Genomic DNA, 22527 nt, shown 5'->3' on the forward strand with positions numbered 1-22527 from the left:
GGACTGCCGCTTTGCCTTTGGCGCGGAAGCCGCTAAAGCGCGTCGCCATGACAGAGACACTTGTAAAACCCGCGCCCAAGGACTGGATTCTCGGCATTTCGCCCTATGTGCCGGGCAAGTCCGCGACCGATGATGGCCGTCCGCTGATCAAGCTGTCGGCCAATGAAAATCCGCTGGGCACTGGCGCTGCCGCGCGCGCCGCGCTGGTCGCCGCCACCGCCGACCTTGCCACCTATCCCGATCCGGGTGCCACGAAACTGCGTGAAGCGATCGGCGCGGTGCATGGGCTGGACCCGGCGCGGATCATCTACGGCACCGGTTCGGACGAACTGCTGCACATCGCCGCCAGCGCCTATGCCGGGCCGGGCGATGAAGTGCTGTATGTGCGCTATGGCTTTGCGGTCTATGACATTGCCGCCCGCCGCGTCGGCGCGACCCCGGTGATCGCGCCGGACAAGGACTATGCGACCGATGTGGACGCGCTGCTGGCCGCGGTGACGGACAAGACCAAGGTCGTGTTCCTCGCCAACCCCAACAACCCGACCGGCACGATGACCAGCCGGGAGGAGATTGCGCGCCTGCACGCGGGCCTGCGCCCCGACATATTGTTCGTGCTGGATCAGGCCTATGCCGAATATCTGGACGCTGACGAGGATGATGGAGGCCTGGAACTGACCAAAACCGCCAGCAATGTTTTTGTCACCCGCACATTCTCGAAAATTTACGGGCTGGCCGCCGAACGGATCGGCTGGGGCTATGCCAGCGCGGAGGTGATTGACATTCTCCACCGCATCCGCGCGCCGTTCAACGTCACGACCGCAGGCCAGGCTGCCGCCATCGCCGCGATCAATGACAGCGGCTGGGTAGAATCGAGCCGCACCCATAATGCGCGCTGGCGCGAGTGGCTGGCGGGCGAAATCGGTGCGCTGTCCAACCACGGCCTGCGCGTGGTGCCGAGCAAGACCAACTTCCTGCTGATCCTGTTCGACGGCAAGCTGACCGCCGAGGCGGCGATGAAGGGATTGTGGGAAGAAGGTTACGCCACCCGCTGGCTGCCCGGACAGGGGCTGCCCAACGGCCTGCGCATCACCATCGGCACCAAGGCGCAGACCCGCGCGGTCGCGAACACACTGCGCGCCATGGCGGAATCGGTCTGACGCGATGCTCCCTTTCGCCCGCATCACCATCATCGGCCTTGGCCTGATCGGCTCCTCGCTCGCCCGCGCGATCCGGGCGGAGATGCCGACCGTGCGGGTCACCGGCCATGATGCCGATCCTGCAGTGCGGGACACCGCGCGGCGGATCGACCTGTGCGACGACATCACCGACACGGCGGGGGCTTCAGTCACCGACGCCGATCTGGTGATATTGTGCGTGCCGGTGCGGGCGATGGGCGCGGCGGCCGCGGAACTGGCCGATGATCTGCCCGCCGACGCGATCATCAGCGATGTCGGATCGTGCAAAGCGGACGTGCTGGCCCAGTTGGTCGCGGCGCTCCCAGGACGCACGATCATCCCGGCGCATCCGGTGGCGGGGACCGAAAATAGCGGGCCGGAAGCGGGCTTCGCCACCCTGTTCAAGGGCCGCTGGTGCATCGTCACCCCGCCCGCTGATGCCGATCCGGTGGCGGTCGAGCGCGTCGCAGAGCTATGGCGGCGGGTCGGCGCGGACGTGGAGATGATGGACCCGGCGCATCATGATCTGGTGCTGGCGGTGACCAGCCATTTGCCGCATCTCATCGCCTACACCATCGTCGGAACGGCGAGCGATCTGGAAAATGTGACGCAATCGGAAGTCATCAAATATTCCGCCGGTGGCTTTCGCGATTTCACCCGCATCGCGGCGTCCGATCCGACCATGTGGCGCGACGTGTTTCTGGCCAACAAGGATGCGGTGCTGGAAATGCTCCAGCGCTTTTCGGAGGATCTGTCAGCGCTCCAGCGGGCGATCCGCTGGAATGATGGCGACGCGCTGTTCAACCTCTTCACCCACACCCGCGCCATCCGCCGATCGATCATCGAACAGGGTCAGGACGATGCCAAGCCAGATTTTGGCCGGGCGCATTAAAGCTTTGGGTTCAGCGCGTTGATCGCGGCATGGACCCGCACTTCCGCCTCGCGCCGGTCCAGTCCGGCGGGGACGATCTCGCCAACCTTGTACGTGATGACGCCCGCTTTTTTCAGGAAACTGCCCTTGGGCGATACCAGCCCGCTGTTGAGCGCGATCGGCACCACCGGCAGCCCCAGCAGCGCATAGAGGCCGGCAAAGCCCGACCGCAGCGCGGGCGCTTCGCCATGGGGAACGCGGGTGCCTTCGGGGAAGATGCAGACCGCCCTTCCGGCTTCATTGGCTTCCTTGGCGCGGGTCCGCAATGTCCGCATCGCACTTGCCCCGGCGGTGCGTTCGATCGGGATCAGGCCGTAACGGTCGGCAATGGTCCCCCATAGCGGAATATCGAACAGCTCCCGCTTGGCGGCGATCACCGGTCGGTCGAACACGCACAGCATGTCGATCGTTTCGAACATCGATTCATGCTTGACGATATAGAGATAGGGACCAAGCGGCAGATCGCCCTCTATCACCACCTTCTGCCCCAGCAGCCAGCGGGCGCAATAGCGGTGGAACCAGCCCCACACTGTCGACACACGCTGCACGGTGGGCGGCGAAAAACTGCTGGATATCAAGGCAGCCAGCACCAGCAGCAGGCTGCCGGGATAGAAGATGAGCGAAAAGACGATGGAGCGCAGCAAGGTGATCATCGGAGCGCTATGCCATCAAATGCCAAGAAGTGCAGCGGCCCGGCGCAGCAGATATTTATTATATTCGCGCGCCAGCATCGTCAGGCTGGGACGGCTGGGCACCGCGTCATAGACGATGGCGACCCGGCCGGGCAGCGCCTGCCGCAGTTCCAGCGCGGCGCGGCGCATATGCCAGTCGGTGGTGATCAGCCGCACCGTCTTATAATCGCGCCGTTCCAGCCATCGTGCGGTTTCGATGGCGTTGGACCGGGTGTCGATCGCTTCGCGGCCCAAGGTGATGCAGCAGGTGAACAAGGCTTCGGGCGTCTGATATTGCGCCGCCAGTTCCCCCGGACGGACCGACCGATCGACGCCGGAAATCAGCATCCGCTTCGCCGCGCCGCCCTGCAACAGGGAGATGCCCCGGTCGATCCGCCCCGCGCCGCCGGTCAGCACGACGATCGCGTCGGTCTGGCGCCCGTCGAGCGGCTGGGGCAGGAAAATCGCAAACCAGACAAAGCCCAGCATCCAGCCGAGCAGCGAGACAGCGAGCAGCCGGACGATCACAGCGCTCGCCCCAGCGCCCGCAACACCGTCCAGCGCGCCGCCAAAGTCGCCAATATAACCCCCGCCACCGGCAGCAACGCCAGCACCGCCCAACTGAAGGGGGGCAGACTCACAGCGCCGAGCAATTCAGAGCCGGTCGCCGAGAGGCGCAGGCCGATCAGCAGGATGACGAAGGCAGCGAAGGCAAAACCCAGCGCACTGCCCAGCATGGCATCCAGGCCAATGCGCCGCTGGAACAGCCGGGCGATCTGGACGTCGGTGGACCCCATCAGGTGCAGCACCTCTATCGTGCCGCGATGGCTGTCATGCGCGCCGCGTGCCGCGAGCACCACGACCGCGCCGGTCGCCAGTGTCATCAGCAGCACGACCCCGGCGGCCAGCCAGCCCAGCGCCGAGAGCAATCCGGCAAGCGGCAGCAGGAAGGCGGCGTGAGGTTCGATCCGCAAGGCAGGCGACAGGCTGCCGAGCAGGCGGCGCAGCCGCGCGACCTTTGCATCGGCATCGCCGGGCGTCAGCGTCACGTCGATCAGAGCGGGCAGCGGCAGGTCGCCGCTCGTCGCTTCCTCGCCCAACCAGGGGCGGATCTGGTCGGCCAGCAGCGCGGGATCGACCGCCGCGGCAGCCTGCACCCCGTCCGCGCCGCGCAAGGCGGTCAGCGCCCGTGCCGCCAGCTGGTCGCGCTGTTGCGGGTTGGCTTCGACCACCTGCACGCTCGCGCGTCCGGCAAGGTCCGCGCTCATCGACTGGACCGCCGCGCCAAGGCCAAGGCCAGCGGCGGCGGCCAGCACGGTCAGGAACATCATGATCGCGATGATCCACAGCATCGGCCCGGCCACCCGCCCGCCGGGTAGCAGGCGATGGCGCGCGGCGGCGGCGGCGCGGCGATCCGCGCGCGACGCCATCACTCGCTGCCCTGCTGACGCGGCGGATAGCGTAGCGATCCGGTCGGGTCGGCCAGCCGTCCCTTGTCCAGCCGCATCATCTGCGCGCCCGATACCTGCGCGATCAGCGGCAGGTCGTGGGTGGCGACGACGATCGTGGTGCCAAGGCGATTGAGCGCCTCGAACAGGGTCATGAGGCGACGGGCCATGTCAGCATCGACGTTGCCGGTCGGTTCGTCCGCCACCAAAATTTCGGGCCGCCCGATCACCGCACGGGCGATGGCGACGCGCTGCTGCTCCCCACCGGACAGGGTCGCGGGCCGTGCCTGCCCACGATCGCCAAGCCCGACCCAATTGAGCATTTCGGTGACGGGGGCGTCTATTTCGCTTTCTTCCATGCCCGAAACGCGCAGCGGCAAGGCGATATTGTCATAGGCGGACAGATGCGGGACCAGCCGGAAATCCTGAAACACCACGCCGATACGACGGCGGAAGCCGGGCAGGCGTTTGCGCGGCAGGGTCACGACATCCTCGCCGAACAGGCGGATGACGCCGCGACTGGGCCGCTGGGCGAGGTAGAGCAATTTGAGCAGCGAGGTCTTGCCCGCGCCCGATGCGCCGGTCAGGAAATAGAAGCCGCCGCCCGCCAGCGTGAAACTGACGTCGGACAGGGTTTCACTGTCCAGACCATAGCGCAGGCCGACATTCTCGAACTGGACGATGGCCGACATGTCTTGAAATATGGCGCTCGCGCGCTCCCTGTTCCCCGGAAGCACAGCCATGGCACAGCGGGCAGGCAGCCGTAAAGCCCGGCCCGCATCTGACCACGAGTCGCGACGGAATGACGCCAACACAAGTTGACCGCTTGCGCGCGAGTCCCTGCCATGCCTATGAAGCAACATGATCCTGGTGTGCCCCAATTGCGCGACGCGCTATGTCGTGCCGGACAGCGCCGTCGGTCCGGCCGGCCGCCAGGTCCGCTGTGCCGCGTGCAAGCATAGCTGGTTCCAGCAACCAGCCGCCCTGCCGCCGCGCGAGAGCGCGCCGGTCGAAGCACCGGTCGTCGTGTCGCCCGTCGAACCGGTGGCTGCACCAGCGCCCATCCCAGTACCCCAAGCCCCCGAAGCCGCGCCTGCGGTGCCGGAGGAAGCAGCCCCCGTTGCGCCGCCGATCGCGGCCCCTGCGGACAATCGCTTCGATGATATTTACGCCGGTGCGCCAGTGGATGCCGCGCCGGACAGCCAGTTTGCACCCGCCCCGCCGTTCAAGCCGCGCCGCAATCCGGTCAAGCTGTGGACCTATGCCGCGATCGCCTTTGCCGCGCTTGTCGCGGCGGCGGGCGGGGCCTTCTATTATTTCGGCCCGCCGGGATGGGCCGTCAGCATGGGGCTGGTCGCCGAAGAAGGCGATCCTGACCTGCTCTTCTATCTGTCCAAGCCCGCCGAACGGCGCAAGCTGCCGACGGGCGAGGAATATTTCGCGTTCGGCGCGCGGATCGTCAACAGCGGGACGCAGGCGCTGCCGGTGCCGCCGGTGCTGGTGCAATTGCGCGACCGGCAAAACCGGCTGGTGTTCAGCTGGACGACCAAGGCGGACAAGAACCGCCTGAAGCCGGGCGAGGAAGCGTCGATCAACGAAAGCCGGATCGACATTCCCAAAAATGCCGAGAATCTGTCGCTGACTTTTGTGCAGTAGGGCATGGGCGCGTCCAGCCGCCCACCCCCTCCACCATCGGCTGCGCCGACGGTCCCCCTCCCCGAAACGGGGAGGAATTATGGATAGCTGACCGTCTTGGGCCTACCCTGCGGGATCGGGATGAACTCCTGATCGTCGCCGGGGATCAGCGGGAAGCGCAGCGCTTCCCAATCCTCGCGCGCCTGCATCAGCCGGTCCTGGCGGGACGAGACGAAATTCCACCAGACATGGCGCGGCGTTTTGAAGGCTTCGCCGCCGCACAGGACGACGCGGCCACCATCGACGCTCATCAGCGTCGCGCTGGTGCCGGGGCGCAGGACGTAGAGGGTCTGGGGGGCCAGCAGCATCCCGTCGAGCGCGGCGTCGCCGCCCGACACATAAATCGCGCGTTCGTCGGTGGACGGGTCGATCGGCACGCGGCCACCGGGCGACAGCTGGATATCGGCATAGATGGTGTCGGCATAGGTGGTGACGGGTGAGCGTTCGCCCCAGAGCGACCCCATGATCACGCGGGCGCGCACCCCATGCGCCTCGATCACCGGCAGGCCGCCTTCGCCGACATGCTCGAACGCCGGGTCCATTTCCTCCAGAGCGTCGGGCAGCGCCAGCCAGGTCTGGATGGCGGACAGCTTGGAGAGCTTGGCCCGCTCTTCATCGGGCGATCGTTCGCTATGGACGATGCCCTTGCCCGCCGTCATCAGATTGACCGCGCCCGCCTCGACAATCTGCTCCGTCCCCAGCGAATCGCGATGGAAGAAGGCCCCTTCATACATGTAGGTGACGGTGGCGAGGTTGATGTGCGGGTGGGGGCGGACATCAATGCCCTGCCCCGCGCCGATTTTCGCCGGGCCAGCCTGATCGAAAAAGATGAACGGGCCGACCATCGTGCGGCCCTTGGCGGGGAGCGACCGGTGCACCTTGAAATCGCCCAGATCATGGGTGGTGGGCGTGATCGTCTGGATGATGAGATCGTCCATCGTCATCAGGCTTCTCCGGGTGCGTGCGCCTTGATGGCCAACGCATGGACCTTGTCGCGCAGCAGGTCGGCCAGCGCCGCGTTGACCATGCGCTGGCGGGCGACGCGGTTCTGCCCGGTGAAGCGATCCGACACGATGTCCACGGTGAAATGGCTTTCGCCAGAGCCATCATGCCCGGCATGGCCGCGATGCTTTTCGCTGTCGTCGATTACGGCCAGCTGTTGCGGGGTCAGGGCATTTTGCAGCCGCGTTTCGATTTCGGTGGCCACTGGGCCTTTCAGAATCTGGGTCATGCCGCCTATATAGACGCTTTGCCGCCACTTGCATCAGGACAGTTTTGTCGACCGACCCTTTCTCGACCCGCCGCTTCAACCGCTTTCATGGCCGGGTGGAGGGCGACCGCCCCTGCTGGGTCAGCGGCTGCCCCGAAGCGGGCGAGTTCCGCGCGCCGCCGCTGGAGGGCAGCGCCCGCCCCGGTGACGAGGGGCCGCGCTGGCGCTGGCTGTGTCTGGACCATGTGCGCGAATTCAACCAGGGCTATAATTTCTTCACCGGCATGTCGCCGGAGGAAATTGCCGCCGCCCAGCGCCCCTTTGCCGGATGGGAGCGGGAGACGCGCGCTTTCTCCTCCAACGCGCACAGCCCGCCGCCCAAATGGTCGGATTTCTCCGATCCGCTCGACGCCATTGGCGCGAAGTTCAAGGAACGGGTGGCCAAGGCACGGGCCGATGCGCAGATGCGGCAGGACGGGAAATTCCTGTCGGCGGAGGACCGGAAGGCGCTGCGCGTCATGGAACTGGAGATCGACGCCGACCGCAAAGCGCTGCGCACCCGCTACACCCAGTTGCTGCGCCGCTATCACCCCGACCATAATGGCGGCGACCGCAGCCATGAGAGTGCTTTGCAGGCGGTGATCGAAGCCTATGGCCATTTGAAGAAGGCGGCAGTGTTCGCCTAAAGTTTCCGTGATGGTCAAAAGTGTTCCCGCGCAGGCGGGAACCCAGTTCAGACGGCGGGACTGGGTTCCCGCCTGCGCGGGAACACGGATACCTTAACTTCGCATATTTCCCGGTAAATGCGACATTTTCGTGCGACGTGGCGTAATTTCATTACGTGCCGTTTGTCGCGATCGACGATGGGAAAGAGCAGGTCTGAGCATGGCAGCAAAGGCCCGTGTAGGACAGCCTTGTCCTGATGCGGCGGCGATGCCATAGGGCGCGGCCCCTTCCCCGGAGACACAATCATGCAGGACGTGCCGCGCGCGCTGGGCCTAGATTTCGGCACGACCAACAGCGTCGTCGCCATCGCCACGGGCCAGCAGTCCGATCTGGTCGAATTTGCGGGTAGCCAAGCGACCGGCGCGGTGTTCCGATCGGCGCTGTGCTTCTGGCATGAGGAAGGCGTCAAGGGCGGGCTGGCGCATGAGGCGGGGCCGTGGGCGATCGCGGAATATATGGAATATCCAGAGGATAGCCGCTTCCTCCAGTCGTTCAAGTCGGTCGCCGCCAGCCCGATCTTCGAGAGCGCAAACGTGTTCGAGAAACGCTATCGCTTCGAGGAACTGGGGGCGATGTTCTTGAACCGCATGGTCGGCCATGCAGGCGGCGCTTTGGACCAGAGGCCGGAGCGGATCATCGTCGGGCGGCCGGTGACCTATGCCGGGTCGCGGCCTGACGAGGCGCTGGCGCGCAAACGCTATGACGCGATGTTCGCCGGGTTCGGCACCGACATTCATTATGTTTACGAACCGCTGGGCGCCGCGTTCAGCTATGCCAGCCGTTTGACCCAGGCCGCGACAATCCTGGTCGCGGATTTTGGCGGCGGCACCAGCGATTTTTCCATCGTGCGGGTGGAAGCGCCGGGCGCGGCGCGACGGGCGACGCCATTGGGATCGGCGGGTATCGGTATTGCGGGCGACCGGTTCGACTATCGGATCATGGACCATCTGGTGCTGCCGATGCTGGGCAAGGGCGGCAGTTACCAGTCGTTCGGCAAGACGCTGGAGATACCCCGCAGCTATTTCGCCGACTTTGCCGACTGGTCGCGCCTCGCGCTGATGCGCAACCGGCGGACGATGGACGAACTGGCGCGGTTGCAGAAATCCGCCGATGAACCCGCCGCGATCGGGCGGATGATGACGGTGATCGAGAAGGAACTGGGCTATCCGCTCTATGATGCGGTGGGGAGTTTGAAGCGAGCTTTGTCGGCGGATGAGAGCGCGGCATTCCGCTTTGCCGGCGGCGAGCTGGAGATTGAGACGCAGGTCAGCCGCGCTGATTTCGAGCGCTGGATCGCGCCCGATATCGCCCGGATCGAGGCTACAGTGGACAAGGCGCTGGCAACCGCCGGGGTGACGCCGGATGCCATCGACCGGGTGTTCCTGACCGGCGGATCGTCGCTGATCCCGGCAATACGGGGGATATTCGATGCGCGCTTCGGGGCGGATCGGATTGCGACCGGGGGCGAACTCACATCGATCGCGCATGGGCTGGCACTGATCGGGCAGGAGGCCAATCTGGCCGAATGGGCCGCTTGATCCGGCGTATCCTTGCCCCCACTCTATCGACATAGCCGCGATGGATCGGTTAGGGCTGGCGTGACTCGCAGGAAGATGATGACCCGATGACTGATATTTCCAACGTTCAGCCCGACACGCGCGCCGAAACGCTGATGGATGCCCCCGACCGGTTCGTGGACGCCCGCGATGTGTTCGGCATTGATGTCGATATGCAGATCCCGGCCTTTAGCGAAGCCGACGAGCGGGTGCCGGACCTGGACCCCGCTTATGTGTTCGACCCGGACACCACGCTGGCGATCCTGGCAGGGTTCGCGTTCAACCGCCGCGTCATGGTGCAGGGCTATCATGGCACCGGCAAGTCGAGCCATATCGAGCAGGTCGCCGCGCGCCTGAAATGGCCGTGCATCCGCATCAATCTGGACGCACATATCAGCCGCATCGACCTGGTCGGGCGCGACGCCATCGTCCTGAAAGACGGGCAGCAGGTTACCGAATTCAAGGAAGGCTTGCTCCCCTGGTCGTTGCAGCGGCCGGTCGCTTTGGTGTTCGACGAATATGATGCGGGCCGCCCCGACGTGATGTTCGTGATCCAGCGCGTGCTGGAGACGGACGGCAAGATGACGTTGCTCGACCAGAATCGCGTGATCCGCCCCAACCCCTATTTCCGCCTGTTCGCGACCGCCAATACGGTGGGTCTGGGCGATACGACCGGCCTGTATCACGGCACGCAGCAGATCAACCAGGGCCAGATGGACCGGTGGAATCTGGTGGTGGCGCTCAACTATCTACCCGCCGCGACCGAGGCACAGGTGGTGCTGGCCAAGTCCGGCGAATATGATCATGAGGGCGGCCGCAAGGAAGTCGACAATATGATCAAGGTCGCCGAACTGACGCGGCAAGGCTTCATCAACGGCGATATTTCGACCGTCATGTCGCCCCGCACCGTGATCAGCTGGGCGCAAAATGCGCTGATCTTCAAAAATGTCGGCTTCGCGTTCCGCCTGAGCTTCCTCAACAAATGCGACGAGGCGGAACGGGCGCTGGTGGCCGAATATTATCAGCGCGTGTTCGGCAAGGATCTGCCGGAAAGCGTTGTGGGGAAGGCGGGGTAGAAGCCGCAGGAGCGTCATGGACAAGCAGACAGCCATTGCCCGCCTGAAAGCCCGTGAAGCAGAATTGCGGGCCATGGGTGTCGTGAGCCTGTCGCTGTTCGGATCGACCGCGCGCGGCGATGCGCGGTCGGATTCGGACGTGGACGTCGCCGTGACCATTGACGAAGCTGCGCGCATGGACCTGTTCCGCTTTGCAGCCATGTCCAGCTGGTTGGGAGACTGGCTGGACGTTCCGGTCGATCTGGTCAGCGAACCGGCGCGAAAAGCGCGCTTCCAGGCGGAAATCGACAAGGATCGGGTGCGTGTCTTCTAGTCGGGAACAGCATCGGCTGCTGGACATCGTGGAAAATTGCGATGCGATAGCGATCTATATCGACGGGCTGGACTATGCGCGCTTCGCTGCCGATCGAAAGACGATCGATGCATCGGAACGCTGTTTGCAACGGATTACAGAAGCGGTGATCAAGATCGGCAAGGACCGGATGGGCGCGATTGCCCCGTCCATCCCGGCTGACGCCATCCGGGGACTGGGGAATATGTTGCGTCACCATTATGATGCGCTGGACTTGAGGATCATCTTCGCCACGATGACCGACATCCTGCCTGTTTTGCGCGCGGCCTGCGTCGCAGCGCTCAAGGATCTGCCATGACCGAACGCTCACCCCTCGACGCTTTCAAGGACGTGCTGTCGGGCGCGGCGCGGTCTATGGCGCGTGATGCCGAGGTGGAGGTGGGCTTTACCGCCGATCCGCCGCATCTGGCGGGCAAGGCGATCAAGGTGCCGACGCCGGCACGGACCCTGCCCGCCGATCAGGTGGCGCTGGCGCGGGGCTTTGCCGACGCCAATGCGCTGAAATTGCGGTATCATAGCGCGAAAATCCATGCGGCGTCCGCACCGGGCGAGGCGGTAGCGCGCGCGGTGTTCGACGCGGTCGAGCAGGCGCGGGTCGAGGCGATCGGATCGCGGCAAATGGAAGGGGTGCGGGCCAACCTCAACCATGCGCTCGACCTGCGGCTGAAATCCGATGCGATCCGCCGGGCGCGGTCGGCGGACGAGGTGCCGCTGTCCACCGCGCTGGCGCTCAAGGTCCGCGAGCGGCTGACCGGACAGGCGATCCCGAAGGACGTCGCGGCGGGCGTGGCGATGGTGGAGCAGTGGATCGAGGACAAGGCCGGGCATGATCTGGACGCGCTGGCGCTGGCCATCGACGATCAGCGCGCCTTCCAGAAGCTGACCACCGCGATGCTGGAACATCTCCAGTTGATCGACGCCGATGTGCCGCCCGATACCGACGAACCCGAAGCCCAGGATGAGGGCGACGAGGATGAGGAGCAGTCAGAGGACGGCGATTCGGGACAGGACGAGTCCGGCGACAGCGACGTAAACGCCGAAACCCGCGCCGAGGATCAGGGCGGCGACACTGAGGACGGCGAGACCGAATATAGCGATGAGTTCGACGCCGACAGCGATGCGGGCGCGGACGATATGGGCGAGGAAGGCATGATGCCCGTCCGCCCCAACCGGCCGATGTCCGACCTGCCGCCGGGCTTCGATTATAAGGCCTATACGCTCAAACATGACGAGATCGTCACCGCCGACGAGCTGTGCGACGAGGAGGAGCTGGTGCGGTTGCGCGGCTTCCTCGACCAGCAGCTCGTCAGCCTGCAGGGGGCGGTGACGAAGCTTGCCAACCGGCTGCAACGGCGGTTGATGGCGCAGCAGTCGCGATCCTGGGATTTCGACCAGGATGAAGGGATGCTGGATGCGGCGCGGCTGGCGCGGGTCATCATCGACCCCACCCGGTCGCTGACCTACAAGATCGAGCGCGATACCGAATTTCGCGACACGGTGGTGACGCTGCTGATCGACAATTCAGGCTCCATGCGCGGGCGGCCGATCAGCATTGCGGCGATTAGCGCCGACATCATGGCGCGTACACTGGAACGGTGCGGGGTCAAGACCGAGATTCTGGGCTTTACCACGCGGGCGTGGAAGGGCGGACAGGCGCGCGAGGAGTGGCTGGCCGCCGGGCGACCGCCGATGCCGGGGCGGCTCAACGACCTGCGCCATATCGTCTATAAAAAGGCGGACGAGCCGTGGCGGCGGGCGCGCAAAAATCTGGGCCTGATGATGCGCGAAGGGCTGTTGAAGGAAAATATCGACGGTGAGGCGCTGCTCTGGGCGCATAGCCGGTTGATCGCCCGCCATGAGGAGCGGCGCATCCTGATGGTGATTTCGGACGGCGCGCCGGTGGATGACAGCACCCTGTCGGTCAACAGCGGCACCTATCTGGAACGGCATTTGCGGCAGGTGATCGACTGGATCGAGAACCGATCACCCGTGCAGCTGGTCGCGATCGGCATCGGCCATGACGTGACCCGCTATTACAAGCGCGCGGTGACGATCATGGACGCCGAGCAACTTGGTGGGACGATGGTGGAGCAGCTGGCCGGGTTGTTCGATGAGGATTAGGCCATGAGTGTCGCCTTTCGTCGCGAGGGCGATGATGAGCATATGGAACCCAAGTTCGAGCTGCCGATCCCGGCGGGGCCGAACTGGGTGACAGTGCGCGGCTTGCGGCTGACGCGGGAGAAGGTCGCGGCGCTGGAGGCGGTCGATCTGAGCGGCATGACCGAAGAGGATGCCAAGAAGCATAGCCGTGTGCTGCGCTACTGGCGCACGCGGCTGGCGACGGCGGAGTTGCGGCCGGTCGCGGCGGGGGATGTCGTGGCGTTCGGATGCCGGGTGACCTATCGGCTGAATGGGCGGGACAAGACGGTCGGACTGGTCGGCGATGATGAGGCTGACCCGGCGGACGGGCGGATCAGCTTTTCCGCCCCGCTGGCGCGCGCGATGATGGACGCGGCGGTTGGCGAGTTGGTCGATTTTGCCGGGAAGCCGGATGCGGTGGAGATAGTGGCGATCGCGATAGTGAGCGAAGATTGATCCCGCGTATCGGGCGACGCCAATAAAGAGATTCGCGCAGAGGCGCAGCGGCCGCCGAGTTTTAGCTATTCTAGCTCAGCGTCCTCTGCGCCTCTGCGCGAAAAATTTATGCCTGCCGCGGCTTAAGCGCCCCGGCCAGCCTCGAACAGGAACCAGGCGCGCTGTTCGGCCTGATCGGTCCAGTCATCGACAATGCCTTCGGTGGCATTGTCGCCCGCTTCGGTCGCGGCGGCCTTGACCGCGCGGAAGGATTCGACCAGCGCCAGATTGTCGTTGCGCAATTCCATCAGCATGTCGGCGGGGCTGACAAATTCGGCGTCATTGTCGGTCAGGCTCTGATGGCGTGAAATGTCGCCGATCGAGCGCAGCGTGACATTGCCGGTCTTGCGCACGCGCTCGGCAATCAGGTCGGTGGTGGCGAGGATTTCGGCAGCCTGTTCATCGAACATGAGATGATAGTCGCGGAAATGCGGGCCTGACACGTGCCAGTGAAAATTCTTGGTCTTGAGGTACAGCGCATAGCTGTCCGCCAGCGCGCCGTTGAGCGCCTGCGCCACGGACTTGGTGGCGTTGCTTTTAAGGTCAGTGGGGGTCTTGAGATCGGCGGCGGTCATCTATGTCCTCCTGGGCAGTGCGATATTGGTTTCGGACATATAATGATCGACGGCGCATAAGGTGCCACCGAAAAACGCGATCAGCCTGATGAAAGAAAGCGATCAGAAAAGCACCAACGCCGACAGCGCCATGATCCCGCCCGCGATCAGCAGCAGCACGCCGCCGCCCAGCCGGATCGCGCGGGTGGGCAGGACAGCGAATATCCGGTCACGCAGCAGCACGACCGGCACGGACGCTGCAATCACGCCGATCGCGCCGCCGACCGCCGCCAGCACCGGATTGCCGCTATGGGTAGTGATCCCCAGGATCAGAAATTGCGGGCCATCGCCAAAGCCCAGGATGAAAAGGCCCAGCATCGTGGTGAGGAACGCGCCGGTCGGCCAGTTGGCCAGCGGATCGGGCGGGGTGACTGGCCAGAAAATGCCGATCCCCAGAAACAGGACGGAGAGCGAGAGGAAGAGGAGGCGGGCGTCCGCCCCCAGCATCGGGCCGATCCACGCGCCCGCCGTGGCGGAAATGGCGGCGTTGGCGATGGCGGCGACGATGATGCCGGCGATCACAGCCCCATTGCGCTGATAACGGGCAGCGAGCGCGAGGACGAGCAACTGGCTCTTGTCACCGATTTCGCCAAGCAGGCAGCCGAGCAGGGCAAGCAGCAGGGCGTCCATCGGCGGCGCTGGTTCAGGCGCGCAGGGTGGGACGTGCGGCGGCGGGCGGGCGGTGCGCGATGATCGGCACGATGTCGGCCACGGGCATGTCGCTGGCGATCGCGTCGCGCATCAGGTCGAGATAGGAGAGGACCACCGGGCCAAGGCCGTGGAGCGAGAGCGCCGATTCGAGCGTCCCGGCCAATCCTTCGACGTCATCCAGGTGAAAGGCGCGGGCGATATGGCGAATCTGGTCGACTTCATCATGCAGCCGGGCGACCGACAGATGGCCGCGCTGGCCCGCCAGCCCATCGACCCGTCGCATCAGGTCGGCCAATATCGCCAGCATCGGATCATGTCGCATGGGAAAGCCCCTTCCCTGTCCTGTCGTCCCATTGGCATGATGCGCCTGTCTGGTTAAGACCGGGTAAACCGGCCAAGACGGGCGCGCCAAACTTGACAGCGACGCGAATCTGCCCCATGGGCCACCGCTGAAACGGGGCGGTCCTGACATTTGGCGGGCCGCTCTTACTTTTTTATATTCACGTCCGGGGATAAGGCCATGGCCAAGCCAGCAACTGTCAAGATTCGCCTCGTCAGCACCGCTGACACCGGCTTCTTCTACGTCACCAAGAAGAACCCGCGCACCAAGACCGAAAAGCTGAGCTTCAGCAAGTATGACCCGGTCGTGCGCAAGCATGTCGAGTTCAAGGAAGCCAAGATCAAGTAAGCCGTAGCGGGGTTGACGCCCCGCGCGCCTGATCGGTTTTTTAGATAGCCAAAAGGCCCGTTCCAATGCTGGAACGGGCCTTTTGCTGTTGGTTGTCTCTCGCTCCCCCTCCCCGGCGGGGAGGGGGAGCAAGGCGAAGCCGAGCGTCCACGCTGGCGGCAGCACACCCCCACCCAACCTCCCCCTCAAGGGGGAGGGGCCGTATGATCGCAGCTTGGCGCTTAGTTGCCGACCGGCTTGGCATCCGTGCGGCGGACCACGATGGTCGAGGAGCGCGGCTGTTGCCCGGCGACCGGCCAGTTGCCGGTGGGATGCTGGATGTTGATGAAGAAGGTCTTGAGGTCCGGCGTATAGGCGAGACCCGTGATTTCGCAACCAGTTGGGCCGACCAGGAAGCGGGTCGACTTCTTCGTGACCTGATCGACATAATACATCGAATTATTGCCGAACACCGACGTGGTCGCACTGCTGGTGCTGGCATCGGTCTGGACCCACAGGCGCCCCTTGGGGTCGATGCGCAGGCCGTCCGGGCTGGAGAAGGGATCGCCGTTGATATTGCCCTTGAGATTGTCCTCGGTCAGGGTCGGGCTGCCCGCCAGCAGGAAGATTTCCCAGCTGAACTTGGTGGCGAGCGGCGAATTGCCCTCTTCCTTGAACTTGACGATATGGCCGTGGCGGTTGGTGACGCGCGGGTTGGGCGCGTCGGTGACGCGGCGACCGCTATTGTTGGTCAGGGTGACGAACACGGCGCTGTTGTCGGGCGCAACCGTGATCCATTCGGGACGGTCCATGATGGTGCCGCCCGCGACGCGCGCTGCCGACTGGCAGTTGATCAGCACGTCGGCCTGATTGGCGAAATTGACCGTGGCGGGGGCAGGCGGCGTCGTGAACTGGCTGACGTCGCCCGGATCGGACGCGCCGACGATCAGGCCGTTCTGGCCCTGCACCAGCGCGCGCCATTCGCCCGTGCCGTCGCCATTGAAACGCGCGACATAGAGCGTGCCATAGTCGAGCAGATCGATATTGGCCGCCCGGTTGGCGGTGGAGAGAGCCCGGTCGGGGATGAATTTATAGATGCAGCCCGGCGTCGTGTCGTCACCCATATAGATGGCGACGCGATTGTCGCTATTGGCCATATAGGCCGTGTTTTCGTGACTGAAGCGGCCGAGCGCGGTGCGCTTGGTCGGGGCGGCCAGTTCCTGATAGGGATCGATTTCGACCACCCAGCCATAATCTTCGGCAGGCTGGGTCGGATCGAGATAATTATCGGTGGTTTCCTCGCAGGTGAGGTAGGTGCCCCAGGGCGTGCGGCCCGACGCGCAATTGTTGAGCATTCCCTTGATCGAACTGGACAACAGGCCCGCGGCGGGACCACCCGCGCGATAGAGGTCGTTGCCGGTATAGCGCTTGTTGAAGCGCGATCCGGCCTTGACCGCCCATTTGCCATCGCTGCCCTTGGCGATTTCGACCACGGAGATGCCGACCGCCGACAGGGCCAGCGCCTTTTGATCGGCAGTGGCGGTGGCGGCATTGTAGCTGCCGGACATCAATATGCCGAAGTCGGGATATTCATGGTTCAGCGCCAGCAGCCCGCCGCTATTGGCGTCGACGCCCGACAGGTCGAAATATTCCATGCCGTCATGATTGCCGCCGGCCCATTTCTCAGCATCGGCAGGGGTCGGGAAGCTGCCCGAATAAGGCGTGCCGCTTTCCACCGAATCGCCCGCCTTCAGCAACACGTCGACGGTGTAACCGGTCGGCACGGTGACGGTGTCATTCTGGTTGGCGGCAACCCCGGCGAAGGTGATGGCATAGCTGTCGGTCGGCGTCGGGGTCGGCGTGGGGGTGGGCGTCGGGCTTGCCCCGCCATCATCGTCGTCGCCACAGGCAGACAGCGCGCCCAGCATCGGCAGGATCGACAGGCCCAGCAGGCCATTTTTCAGGATCGTGCGGCGCGCAGGATTGGCTGCAACGATCGCTTCCAGGCTATTGTCGCCCATGGAAATGGTCGGCTGCGCATCACGATAGGGCGCGCGCGCTTCGTCGGTCAGATGGGACATGGTTGATTACCCTTATAGCGTTTCCGGGCCGTCGGCAGAGCGCCGCGCCCCTGTGGCCGTGGCGCAGTGCCAGCAAGGGATGACAAGCGGACGGCGGGACCGGGTCAGGGTGATGAAAGACGCATGACAGGGCTGTTACAGCAGGCTGTTCACCTGTTCGACAAAACGCAGCACCGAAATGGGTTTGGACACATAGGCCTGCGCGCCCGCGGCGCGAATACGGTCCTCGTCGCCCTTCCCGGCATAAGCGGTCACCGCCATGATCGGCACGGCAGACAGGCGATCATCGGCTTTCAGGGAAATGATCAGGTCCAGCCCGCTGACATGGGGCAGGTGAATGTCGGTTATCACAAGGTCGGGCAGAAAGTCGCGCGCCTGCACCAGCACGTCGCGCCCGTCGCGCATCGGCAACACGTCATGGCCATGGGCCCGCAGCAAATCGCAAAAAAGTTTCAGATTAAGTTCGTTGTCCTCGACAACAAGCACGCGCTTTGCCACCAGTCACCCATAATTTCCAAGCAGCCCATGAAGCGCGCCATCCCCTGGCCGCACCCCCGCCGAGAGCCGATCATGCGACCCGACACCCATAATGGCAAGCAAGATAGCGGCGCGGACCCGGCCACGCTGGCGCTGATGGCGCTGGGCTGGATATTGGCCGACGGACAGCGGGCCGACCGGCTGCTGGCGCTGACGGGCCTCGACAGTGACGCGCTGCGCGCCGGGATCGACAATCCGGCAATATTGAGCGCGGTGCTGGCTTTTCTGGCCGATCATGAGCCGGACCTGATCGCCTGTGCCGAGGCGATCGACACGCGCCCCGACCTATTGATCGCCGCGCAGGAGAGTTTGAGCCGATGAGCCGCCCGCTGATCATCACCGATTGCGACGAGGTGCTGTTGCACATGGTCGTGCCGTTCCGCGCCTGGCTGGACGAGACGCATGATGTGCATTTCAACATGCACGATCGCGGTTTTGCCGAAGCGCTGCGGCACAAGGATAGCGGCCTGGTTGTCGAGCGCGACCGGGTATGGGCGTTGCTGGTGGAATTTTTCGACACGGAAATGCACCGGCAGACGCCAATTGCAGGCGCGGTCGCAGCGCTGGGGCGGCTGGCGCAGGTGGCCGACATCGTCGTGCTGACCAATATTGGCGAGCGCCATCACCAGTTGCGGGTCGAGCAGTTGGCGGCGTTCGGCCTCAACTTTCCGGTCCACTGGAATCATGGGCCAAAGGGCGAACCGCTGTCCGCGATCGTCACGGCGCATGATGCCAGCGTCGCGCTGTTCATCGACGATCTGGCCGAACATCATGCGTCGGTCGCGCGTCATGCGCCCGGCGTATGGCGGCTGCATATGGTGGGCGAGCCGGAAATTGCCGCAACGGTGCCCGCCGCTCGCCATGCCCATGCGCGGATCGACGACTGGGTGGCGGCCGAACGCTGGATCATGGAAAAGCTGGCCGCCGGGCCGGCCCCGACCGAAACATTGACTACAGACGGAGCCTTATCATGAGCATCGACGCCCGCCTTGCCGAACTCGGCATCACCCTGCCCCAGGCCGCCGCCCCGGTCGCCGCCTATGTGTCGAGCGTGCAGGCCGGTAACCTGCTGCATATTTCCGGGCAGATTTCGCTCGCCCCCGACGGGCTGATGACCGGGCGTCTGGGGGAGGACCGGGAACTGGATTATGGCGTTGCGGCAGCGCGCATCTGCGGCCTCAACCTGATCGCGCAGATGAAGGCGGCGCTCGGCAGCCTTGATCGCGTCGAGCGGGTGGTGAAGCTGGGCGCCTTCATCGCCAGCGCGCCCTCCTTCACCGACCAGCCCAAGGTCGCCAATGGCGCGTCCGAACTGATGGTCGAGGTGTTTGGCGAGGCAGGCAAGCACGCCCGCAGCGCGGTGGGTGTCCCCGTGCTGCCGCTGGGCGCAGTGGTGGAAATCGACGCGATCGTGCTGGTCCGCGCGGCTGGCTGACCGGCGGACCTTGCGCAATAGCGGGCGCGACCCAATTTTCCGGGCTGTGACCCATGCCGCCCGACCCCAACGCCTGAAGGCCCGCCGATGAGCGATGTCGTCGCGCGCATCGCCGCGGGGGTGGCTTACCTGCCGCGCGACCAGTGGGATGCCTGCGCGGGGGCCGACAATCCCTTTGTCAGCTGGGATTTCCTGAGCGCGCTCGAACGGTCGGGCAGCGTGGGCGAAGGGACGGGCTGGCAACCGCTGCCGCTGCTGATCGACGGGGCGGATGGGCAGATTGCCGCCGCTGCGCCGCTCTATGCCAAGAGCCACAGCCAGGGCGAATATGTGTTCGACCATGGCTGGGCCGATGCCTGGCACCGGGCGGGCAGGCGCTATTATCCCAAGATCCAGATCGCCGCGCCCTTCTCCCCCGTGCCTGGTCCCCGGCTGCTGCTGCGCGACCGGAGCCTTGCCCCGGCACTGATTGCGGGGATCGAGACAGTGGTGGAGCGCAACGGCCTGTCGTCGGCCCATGCGACTTTCGTGGCACCCGATCAGATGGCGCATTTCGAGGCGGCGGGCTGGCTGATCCGCGAGGACAGCCAGTTTCATTGGTCCAATCGCGGCTATGGCTGTTTCGATGATTTTCTGGCCGACCTGTCGAGCGCCAAGCGCAAGAATATCCGCAAGGAACGGGCGCGGGCGGTGGAAGGGCTGGAGATCGTCCACCTGACTGGAGACGATCTGACCGAGGCGCATTGGGACATATTCTGGGATTTCTATCAGGATACCGGCGCGCGCAAATGGGGAACGCCCTATCTGACACGGTCCTTCTTCTCGCTACTGGGCGAGACGATGGCGAACCGGGTGCTGCTGATGCTGGCGCTGCGCCAGGGCCAAGCGATTGCGGGCGCGCTCAACATGATCGGCGCGGATACGCTTTATGGCCGCTATTGGGGCTGTAGCGAGGAGGTGCCGAACCTCCATTTCGAACTCTGCTATTATCAGGCGATCGACGTCGCGATCGCGCGCGGTCTTGCTCGCGTGGAGGCGGGCGCGCAGGGCGGACACAAGCTGGCGCGGGGCTATGCCCCCGAACCGACCTTTTCCGCACATTTTATTCCCGATCCGGGTTTTCGGCGCGCGGTGGCCGATTTCCTGGCTGCAGAGCGGGCAGGCGTGCAGCAGGACCGCCAATGGCTGGCCGAACGGACGCCGTTCAGGAAAGCCGATTAAGCGGCGCGCACTTGCGTGAGGGCGATCCAGGCGCGGGCCTGACGCTGGGCCTCGGCGATTTCGCGGGCGGTCATTTCCTCGGCAATTTCGGCGCGCATCGCCTGGCCCTCTTCGCTGCCGCCAAGGGCCGCCAGATTGAACCATTTATGTGCCTCGATCAGGTCGATCGGCATATCACCGGTGCCGCAGCTATAGGCGACGCCCAGATCGAAACAGGCCTCTGCCGATCCGCCGGCTGCCCGCGCCATACGGCTGTCGATTAGAAATTGCGCACTTTTGATACTATTGCCCATGACCCTGTTCCCTTTTCCAACACTAACCCAATGGACGACAACCCTTGTTCTTTTTCCACGAAGATCAGGTTGGACCGGCAGCTGCTAAAAAATGGTTAACGGCTTTGGCCGCATAGCAGGCCGGACTCGCGCTATTCCGGGGGCAGGCAAGGTTAATGCGCGCCGAGCCGTGCGATGAACAGTGGCAGATAAGGACTGGCATCGACGCGTCATTATCCCCATAGCCGCACGCATGGCCCAAACTCCCCCTTCCGCCAGCACGCCCTTGGGCAAGGACATGCAGTTCCGCGAATTCGTGGCTCTATGCGCCTGTCTGATGGCGATGAACGCATTGTCGATCGACCCGATGCTGCCTGCCTTGCCCGCCATCGGCCGCGATCTGGCGATCGCGCAGCCCAATGACCGGCAGTTGATCATCAGCGTCTATTTTCTGGGGCTGGGCGTCGGATCACTGCTGTTTGGCGTCCTGTCCGACCGCTATGGTCGCAAGCGGGTGCTGGGCTGGGCGATGGTGCTGTTCATCCTCTCGTCCATGGCCTGCGCCGCGGCGCAAAGCTTTCCCATGATGCTGATCGGCCGCGCCTGCGCCGGCTTTTTTGCCGGGGCAAGCCGCGTCATCACCGTGGGGATCGTGCGCGACCGTTTCCGCGGCGATGCCATGGCGCGGGTGATGTCGCTGATCTTTGCGGTATTCATGCTGATCCCGGTGATAGCCCCCAGTTTCGGGCAGGCCATATTGTGGATCGCGCCATGGCGCTGGATCTTCTGGGCGCTGACGATATTGGCGAGCCTGGTCCTGCTATGGATGATCGTGCGGCTGCCCGAAACCTTGCGCCCCGAAAACCGGATGCGGATCACGGTCGGCGCGCTGCTGCACACTGTCGGCACGATCATGCGCACGCGCAGCTCGATCGGCTATATGCTGGCCAGCGGCGTGGTGATGGGCGGACTGATCGGCTTCATCCTGTCGGTGCAGCAAATTTTCTTCGACGTGTTCAAGGCCGAACATATTTTTCCGATCGCTTTTGCCATCATTGCAGGATGTATGGGGGTCGGCAGCCTGCTCAACAGCCGGCTGGTGTCGCGCTTTGGCGCGCGACGCATGAGTCAGGGGGCGTTGATCGCTTTCATCCTGATCGCCATCGTCCATCTGGCCGTGATCCTGTCCGGGCGGGAGACGATCGTCACCTTCATGCTCTTGCAATCGATGACGATGATCACCGTCGCCTTCACCGCCTCCAATTTCAGCGCGATCTCGATGGAGCCATTCTCGAAGGGCGCAGGCGTCGCTTCTTCCTTTCAGGCGTTCCTGACCACCGCCCTGTCCGCCGCACTGGGCAGCATCGTTGGCCGTGCCTTCAACGGCACCACCCTGCCGCTGACCATGGGGCTGCTGGTGTTCGGATCGATCAGCTTTCTGATCGTGATTTGGGCGGAGCGGGGCAAGCTGTTCACCCGGCCCAATCATGGCGGGCTGCGGGACATCGAGTTCGAGGTCATGCACTGAACGAAAAAACGGGGCGGTGTTACCCGCCCCGTTTTATTTTCGATCAG

28 protein-coding genes are annotated in these 22527 nt (G+C 64.5%); 16 read left to right on the plus strand and 12 right to left on the minus strand.

The features are described 5' to 3' along the window. Positions 1–47: 47 nt before the first annotated feature. Both hisC and D0Z70_RS18360 read left to right on the plus strand, forming a co-directional pair. A complete protein-coding gene (hisC, locus tag D0Z70_RS18355; protein ID WP_119748937.1) occupies positions 48–1157 on the plus strand; it encodes a histidinol-phosphate transaminase in 1110 nt (369 codons plus the stop codon). Between the two features lie 4 nt (positions 1158–1161). Beyond that, complete coding sequence (locus D0Z70_RS18360; RefSeq protein ID WP_119748939.1) at positions 1162–2067, plus strand: prephenate/arogenate dehydrogenase family protein; 906 nt, start codon at positions 1162–1164, stop codon at positions 2065–2067. Here D0Z70_RS18360 and D0Z70_RS18365 read toward each other — a convergent pair. From D0Z70_RS18365 to ftsE, 4 genes are read right to left on the minus strand one after another with little or no spacing between them, the layout of a single operon-like run. Further along, positions 2064–2759, minus strand: a complete 696-nt coding sequence (locus D0Z70_RS18365) for a lysophospholipid acyltransferase family protein (RefSeq protein WP_119748941.1) — start codon at positions 2757–2759, stop codon at positions 2064–2066. The genes D0Z70_RS18360 and D0Z70_RS18365 overlap by 4 nt on opposite strands. Positions 2760–2774: 15 nt before the next feature. Then, complete coding sequence (locus D0Z70_RS18370) at positions 2775–3305, minus strand: YdcF family protein (RefSeq protein WP_119748943.1); 531 nt, start codon at positions 3303–3305, stop codon at positions 2775–2777. Beyond that, positions 3302–4207 (minus strand): cell division protein FtsX, encoded by a 906-nt coding sequence (locus D0Z70_RS18375; protein WP_119748945.1) that lies wholly within the window; start codon positions 4205–4207, stop codon positions 3302–3304. Before D0Z70_RS18375 ends, D0Z70_RS18370 begins: the two co-directional genes overlap by 4 nt. Continuing rightward, positions 4207–4917 (minus strand): cell division ATP-binding protein FtsE, encoded by a 711-nt coding sequence (ftsE, locus tag D0Z70_RS18380; protein WP_119748947.1) that lies wholly within the window; start codon positions 4915–4917, stop codon positions 4207–4209. Before ftsE ends, D0Z70_RS18375 begins: the two co-directional genes overlap by 1 nt. Before the next feature lie 169 nt (positions 4918–5086). Here ftsE and D0Z70_RS18385 point away from each other — a divergent pair, with 169 nt between their 5' ends. Then, positions 5087–5881: a zinc-ribbon domain-containing protein gene (locus D0Z70_RS18385; RefSeq protein ID WP_119748949.1), complete on the plus strand. Its 795-nt coding sequence runs from the start codon at positions 5087–5089 to the stop codon at positions 5879–5881. 77 nt (positions 5882–5958) lie between these two features. Here D0Z70_RS18385 and D0Z70_RS18390 read toward each other — a convergent pair whose 3' ends face one another. Next, positions 5959–6864 carry a pirin family protein gene (locus D0Z70_RS18390; protein ID WP_119748951.1) on the minus strand — a complete coding sequence of 302 codons (906 nt, stop codon included), beginning with the start codon at positions 6862–6864 and terminating at the stop codon, positions 5959–5961. Then, a complete protein-coding gene (locus tag D0Z70_RS18395; protein WP_119748953.1) occupies positions 6864–7151 on the minus strand; it encodes a BolA family protein in 288 nt (95 codons plus the stop codon). Before D0Z70_RS18395 ends, D0Z70_RS18390 begins: the two co-directional genes overlap by 1 nt. Before the next feature lie 44 nt (positions 7152–7195). On the opposite strand from D0Z70_RS18395, the gene D0Z70_RS18400 reads away from it, so the two are divergent. The 7 genes from D0Z70_RS18400 (at position 7196) to D0Z70_RS18430 (ending at position 13435) form a co-directional block, all read left to right on the plus strand. Further along, complete coding sequence (locus tag D0Z70_RS18400) at positions 7196–7816, plus strand: J domain-containing protein (RefSeq protein ID WP_119748955.1); 621 nt, start codon at positions 7196–7198, stop codon at positions 7814–7816. A 285-nt stretch (positions 7817–8101) separates the two neighbouring features. Next, the gene (locus D0Z70_RS18405; protein ID WP_119748957.1) at positions 8102–9394 is read left to right on the plus strand and encodes an Hsp70 family protein; all 1293 of its coding nucleotides are present in this window, start codon (positions 8102–8104) and stop codon (positions 9392–9394) included. Positions 9395–9480: 86 nt separating this feature from the next. Further along, the gene (gene cobS, locus D0Z70_RS18410; protein ID WP_119748959.1) at positions 9481–10488 is read left to right on the plus strand and encodes a cobaltochelatase subunit CobS; all 1008 of its coding nucleotides are present in this window, start codon (positions 9481–9483) and stop codon (positions 10486–10488) included. A gap of 16 nt (positions 10489–10504) precedes the next feature. Further along, a complete protein-coding gene (locus D0Z70_RS18415) occupies positions 10505–10801 on the plus strand; it encodes a nucleotidyltransferase family protein (protein ID WP_119748961.1) in 297 nt (98 codons plus the stop codon). Then, a complete protein-coding gene (locus D0Z70_RS18420) occupies positions 10791–11138 on the plus strand; it encodes a HepT-like ribonuclease domain-containing protein (protein WP_119748963.1) in 348 nt (115 codons plus the stop codon). Before D0Z70_RS18415 ends, D0Z70_RS18420 begins: the two co-directional genes overlap by 11 nt. Next, positions 11135–12961: a cobaltochelatase subunit CobT gene (gene cobT, locus D0Z70_RS18425; RefSeq protein ID WP_119748965.1), complete on the plus strand. Its 1827-nt coding sequence runs from the start codon at positions 11135–11137 to the stop codon at positions 12959–12961. The genes D0Z70_RS18420 and cobT overlap by 4 nt, the downstream gene beginning before the upstream one ends. Positions 12962–12964: 3 nt before the next feature. After that, positions 12965–13435: a GreA/GreB family elongation factor gene (locus D0Z70_RS18430; protein ID WP_119748967.1), complete on the plus strand. Its 471-nt coding sequence runs from the start codon at positions 12965–12967 to the stop codon at positions 13433–13435. A gap of 122 nt (positions 13436–13557) precedes the next feature. On the opposite strand, the gene D0Z70_RS18435 is transcribed toward D0Z70_RS18430, so the two are convergent. The 3 genes from D0Z70_RS18435 to D0Z70_RS18445 form a co-directional block, all read right to left on the minus strand. After that, positions 13558–14049, minus strand: coding sequence for a Dps family protein (locus D0Z70_RS18435; protein WP_119748969.1), 492 nt, complete (start codon positions 14047–14049; stop codon positions 13558–13560). 102 nt (positions 14050–14151) lie between these two features. Further along, complete coding sequence (locus D0Z70_RS18440) at positions 14152–14718, minus strand: TMEM165/GDT1 family protein (protein ID WP_119748971.1); 567 nt, start codon at positions 14716–14718, stop codon at positions 14152–14154. 13 nt (positions 14719–14731) lie between these two features. After that, positions 14732–15061 (minus strand): hypothetical protein, encoded by a 330-nt coding sequence (locus D0Z70_RS18445; protein ID WP_119748973.1) that lies wholly within the window; start codon positions 15059–15061, stop codon positions 14732–14734. Positions 15062–15259: 198 nt separating this feature from the next. On the opposite strand from D0Z70_RS18445, the gene rpmG reads away from it, so the two are divergent. Beyond that, complete coding sequence (gene rpmG / locus D0Z70_RS18450) at positions 15260–15427, plus strand: 50S ribosomal protein L33 (protein WP_006959016.1); 168 nt, start codon at positions 15260–15262, stop codon at positions 15425–15427. Between the two features lie 221 nt (positions 15428–15648). On the opposite strand, the gene D0Z70_RS18455 is transcribed toward rpmG, so the two are convergent. Together D0Z70_RS18455 and D0Z70_RS18460 are read right to left on the minus strand one after the other, a co-directional pair. Then, positions 15649–17487 carry a PhoX family protein gene (locus tag D0Z70_RS18455; RefSeq protein ID WP_119748975.1) on the minus strand — a complete coding sequence of 613 codons (1839 nt, stop codon included), beginning with the start codon at positions 17485–17487 and terminating at the stop codon, positions 15649–15651. Positions 17488–17622: 135 nt separating this feature from the next. Continuing rightward, positions 17623–17985 carry a response regulator gene (locus D0Z70_RS18460; RefSeq protein WP_182914028.1) on the minus strand — a complete coding sequence of 121 codons (363 nt, stop codon included), beginning with the start codon at positions 17983–17985 and terminating at the stop codon, positions 17623–17625. 72 nt (positions 17986–18057) lie between these two features. On the opposite strand from D0Z70_RS18460, the gene D0Z70_RS18465 reads away from it, so the two are divergent. The 4 genes from D0Z70_RS18465 to D0Z70_RS18480 all read left to right on the plus strand — a co-directional run bounded on the left by D0Z70_RS18465 (position 18058) and on the right by D0Z70_RS18480 (position 20680). Beyond that, on the plus strand, positions 18058–18345 hold the full coding sequence (locus D0Z70_RS18465) for a DUF3572 domain-containing protein (protein ID WP_119749028.1): 288 nt from the start codon (positions 18058–18060) through the stop codon (positions 18343–18345). After that, positions 18342–18998: an HAD family hydrolase gene (locus D0Z70_RS18470; protein WP_119748977.1), complete on the plus strand. Its 657-nt coding sequence runs from the start codon at positions 18342–18344 to the stop codon at positions 18996–18998. The genes D0Z70_RS18465 and D0Z70_RS18470 overlap by 4 nt, the downstream gene beginning before the upstream one ends. Beyond that, positions 18995–19459 (plus strand): RidA family protein, encoded by a 465-nt coding sequence (locus tag D0Z70_RS18475; RefSeq protein ID WP_119748979.1) that lies wholly within the window; start codon positions 18995–18997, stop codon positions 19457–19459. The genes D0Z70_RS18470 and D0Z70_RS18475 overlap by 4 nt, the downstream gene beginning before the upstream one ends. An 87-nt stretch (positions 19460–19546) precedes the next feature. Then, on the plus strand, positions 19547–20680 hold the full coding sequence (locus tag D0Z70_RS18480) for a GNAT family N-acetyltransferase (RefSeq protein ID WP_119748981.1): 1134 nt from the start codon (positions 19547–19549) through the stop codon (positions 20678–20680). Here the strand turns inward: D0Z70_RS18480 and D0Z70_RS18485 are convergent. After that, entirely contained in the window at positions 20677–20973 is a 297-nt protein-coding gene (locus tag D0Z70_RS18485; RefSeq protein WP_119748983.1) for an SEL1-like repeat protein, read from the minus strand. The genes D0Z70_RS18480 and D0Z70_RS18485 overlap by 4 nt on opposite strands. Before the next feature lie 232 nt (positions 20974–21205). Here D0Z70_RS18485 and D0Z70_RS18490 point away from each other — a divergent pair, with 232 nt between their 5' ends. Continuing rightward, positions 21206–22480 (plus strand): multidrug effflux MFS transporter, encoded by a 1275-nt coding sequence (locus D0Z70_RS18490; RefSeq protein WP_119748985.1) that lies wholly within the window; start codon positions 21206–21208, stop codon positions 22478–22480. Positions 22481–22527 lie beyond the last annotated feature (47 nt).

The organism is Sphingobium terrigena, from assembly GCF_003591655.1.
Classification (GTDB): Bacteria; Pseudomonadota; Alphaproteobacteria; order Sphingomonadales; family Sphingomonadaceae; genus Sphingobium; species Sphingobium terrigena.

What these genes read in the sequence shown, in the direction of transcription:
- D0Z70_RS18480 (WP_119748981.1), top strand. Translation starts at nt 19,547, where the DNA reads ATGAGCGATGTCGTCGCGCGCATCGCCGCGGGGGTGGCTTACCTGCCG.
- D0Z70_RS18485 (WP_119748983.1), bottom strand. Translation starts at nt 20,973, where the DNA reads ATGGGCAATAGTATCAAAAGTGCGCAATTTCTAATCGACAGCCGTATG.
- D0Z70_RS18365 (WP_119748941.1), bottom strand. Translation starts at nt 2,759, where the DNA reads ATGATCACCTTGCTGCGCTCCATCGTCTTTTCGCTCATCTTCTATCCC.
- cobS (WP_119748959.1), top strand. Translation starts at nt 9,481, where the DNA reads ATGACTGATATTTCCAACGTTCAGCCCGACACGCGCGCCGAAACGCTG.
- D0Z70_RS18360 (WP_119748939.1), top strand. Translation starts at nt 1,162, where the DNA reads ATGCTCCCTTTCGCCCGCATCACCATCATCGGCCTTGGCCTGATCGGC.
- ftsE (WP_119748947.1), bottom strand. Translation starts at nt 4,917, where the DNA reads ATGTCGGCCATCGTCCAGTTCGAGAATGTCGGCCTGCGCTATGGTCTG.
- D0Z70_RS18455 (WP_119748975.1), bottom strand. Translation starts at nt 17,487, where the DNA reads ATGTCCCATCTGACCGACGAAGCGCGCGCGCCCTATCGTGATGCGCAG.
- D0Z70_RS18385 (WP_119748949.1), top strand. Translation starts at nt 5,087, where the DNA reads ATGATCCTGGTGTGCCCCAATTGCGCGACGCGCTATGTCGTGCCGGAC.
- D0Z70_RS18475 (WP_119748979.1), top strand. Translation starts at nt 18,995, where the DNA reads ATGAGCATCGACGCCCGCCTTGCCGAACTCGGCATCACCCTGCCCCAG.
- D0Z70_RS18390 (WP_119748951.1), bottom strand. Translation starts at nt 6,864, where the DNA reads ATGACGATGGACGATCTCATCATCCAGACGATCACGCCCACCACCCAT.
- D0Z70_RS18430 (WP_119748967.1), top strand. Translation starts at nt 12,965, where the DNA reads ATGAGTGTCGCCTTTCGTCGCGAGGGCGATGATGAGCATATGGAACCC.
- D0Z70_RS18445 (WP_119748973.1), bottom strand. Translation starts at nt 15,061, where the DNA reads ATGCGACATGATCCGATGCTGGCGATATTGGCCGACCTGATGCGACGG.
- D0Z70_RS18435 (WP_119748969.1), bottom strand. Translation starts at nt 14,049, where the DNA reads ATGACCGCCGCCGATCTCAAGACCCCCACTGACCTTAAAAGCAACGCC.
- D0Z70_RS18440 (WP_119748971.1), bottom strand. Translation starts at nt 14,718, where the DNA reads ATGGACGCCCTGCTGCTTGCCCTGCTCGGCTGCCTGCTTGGCGAAATC.
- D0Z70_RS18395 (WP_119748953.1), bottom strand. Translation starts at nt 7,151, where the DNA reads ATGACCCAGATTCTGAAAGGCCCAGTGGCCACCGAAATCGAAACGCGG.
- D0Z70_RS18405 (WP_119748957.1), top strand. Translation starts at nt 8,102, where the DNA reads ATGCAGGACGTGCCGCGCGCGCTGGGCCTAGATTTCGGCACGACCAAC.
- D0Z70_RS18375 (WP_119748945.1), bottom strand. Translation starts at nt 4,207, where the DNA reads ATGGCGTCGCGCGCGGATCGCCGCGCCGCCGCCGCCGCGCGCCATCGC.
- cobT (WP_119748965.1), top strand. Translation starts at nt 11,135, where the DNA reads ATGACCGAACGCTCACCCCTCGACGCTTTCAAGGACGTGCTGTCGGGC.
- D0Z70_RS18465 (WP_119749028.1), top strand. Translation starts at nt 18,058, where the DNA reads ATGCGACCCGACACCCATAATGGCAAGCAAGATAGCGGCGCGGACCCG.
- rpmG (WP_006959016.1), top strand. Translation starts at nt 15,260, where the DNA reads ATGGCCAAGCCAGCAACTGTCAAGATTCGCCTCGTCAGCACCGCTGAC.
- hisC (WP_119748937.1), top strand. Translation starts at nt 48, where the DNA reads ATGACAGAGACACTTGTAAAACCCGCGCCCAAGGACTGGATTCTCGGC.
- D0Z70_RS18415 (WP_119748961.1), top strand. Translation starts at nt 10,505, where the DNA reads ATGGACAAGCAGACAGCCATTGCCCGCCTGAAAGCCCGTGAAGCAGAA.
- D0Z70_RS18470 (WP_119748977.1), top strand. Translation starts at nt 18,342, where the DNA reads ATGAGCCGCCCGCTGATCATCACCGATTGCGACGAGGTGCTGTTGCAC.
- D0Z70_RS18490 (WP_119748985.1), top strand. Translation starts at nt 21,206, where the DNA reads ATGGCCCAAACTCCCCCTTCCGCCAGCACGCCCTTGGGCAAGGACATG.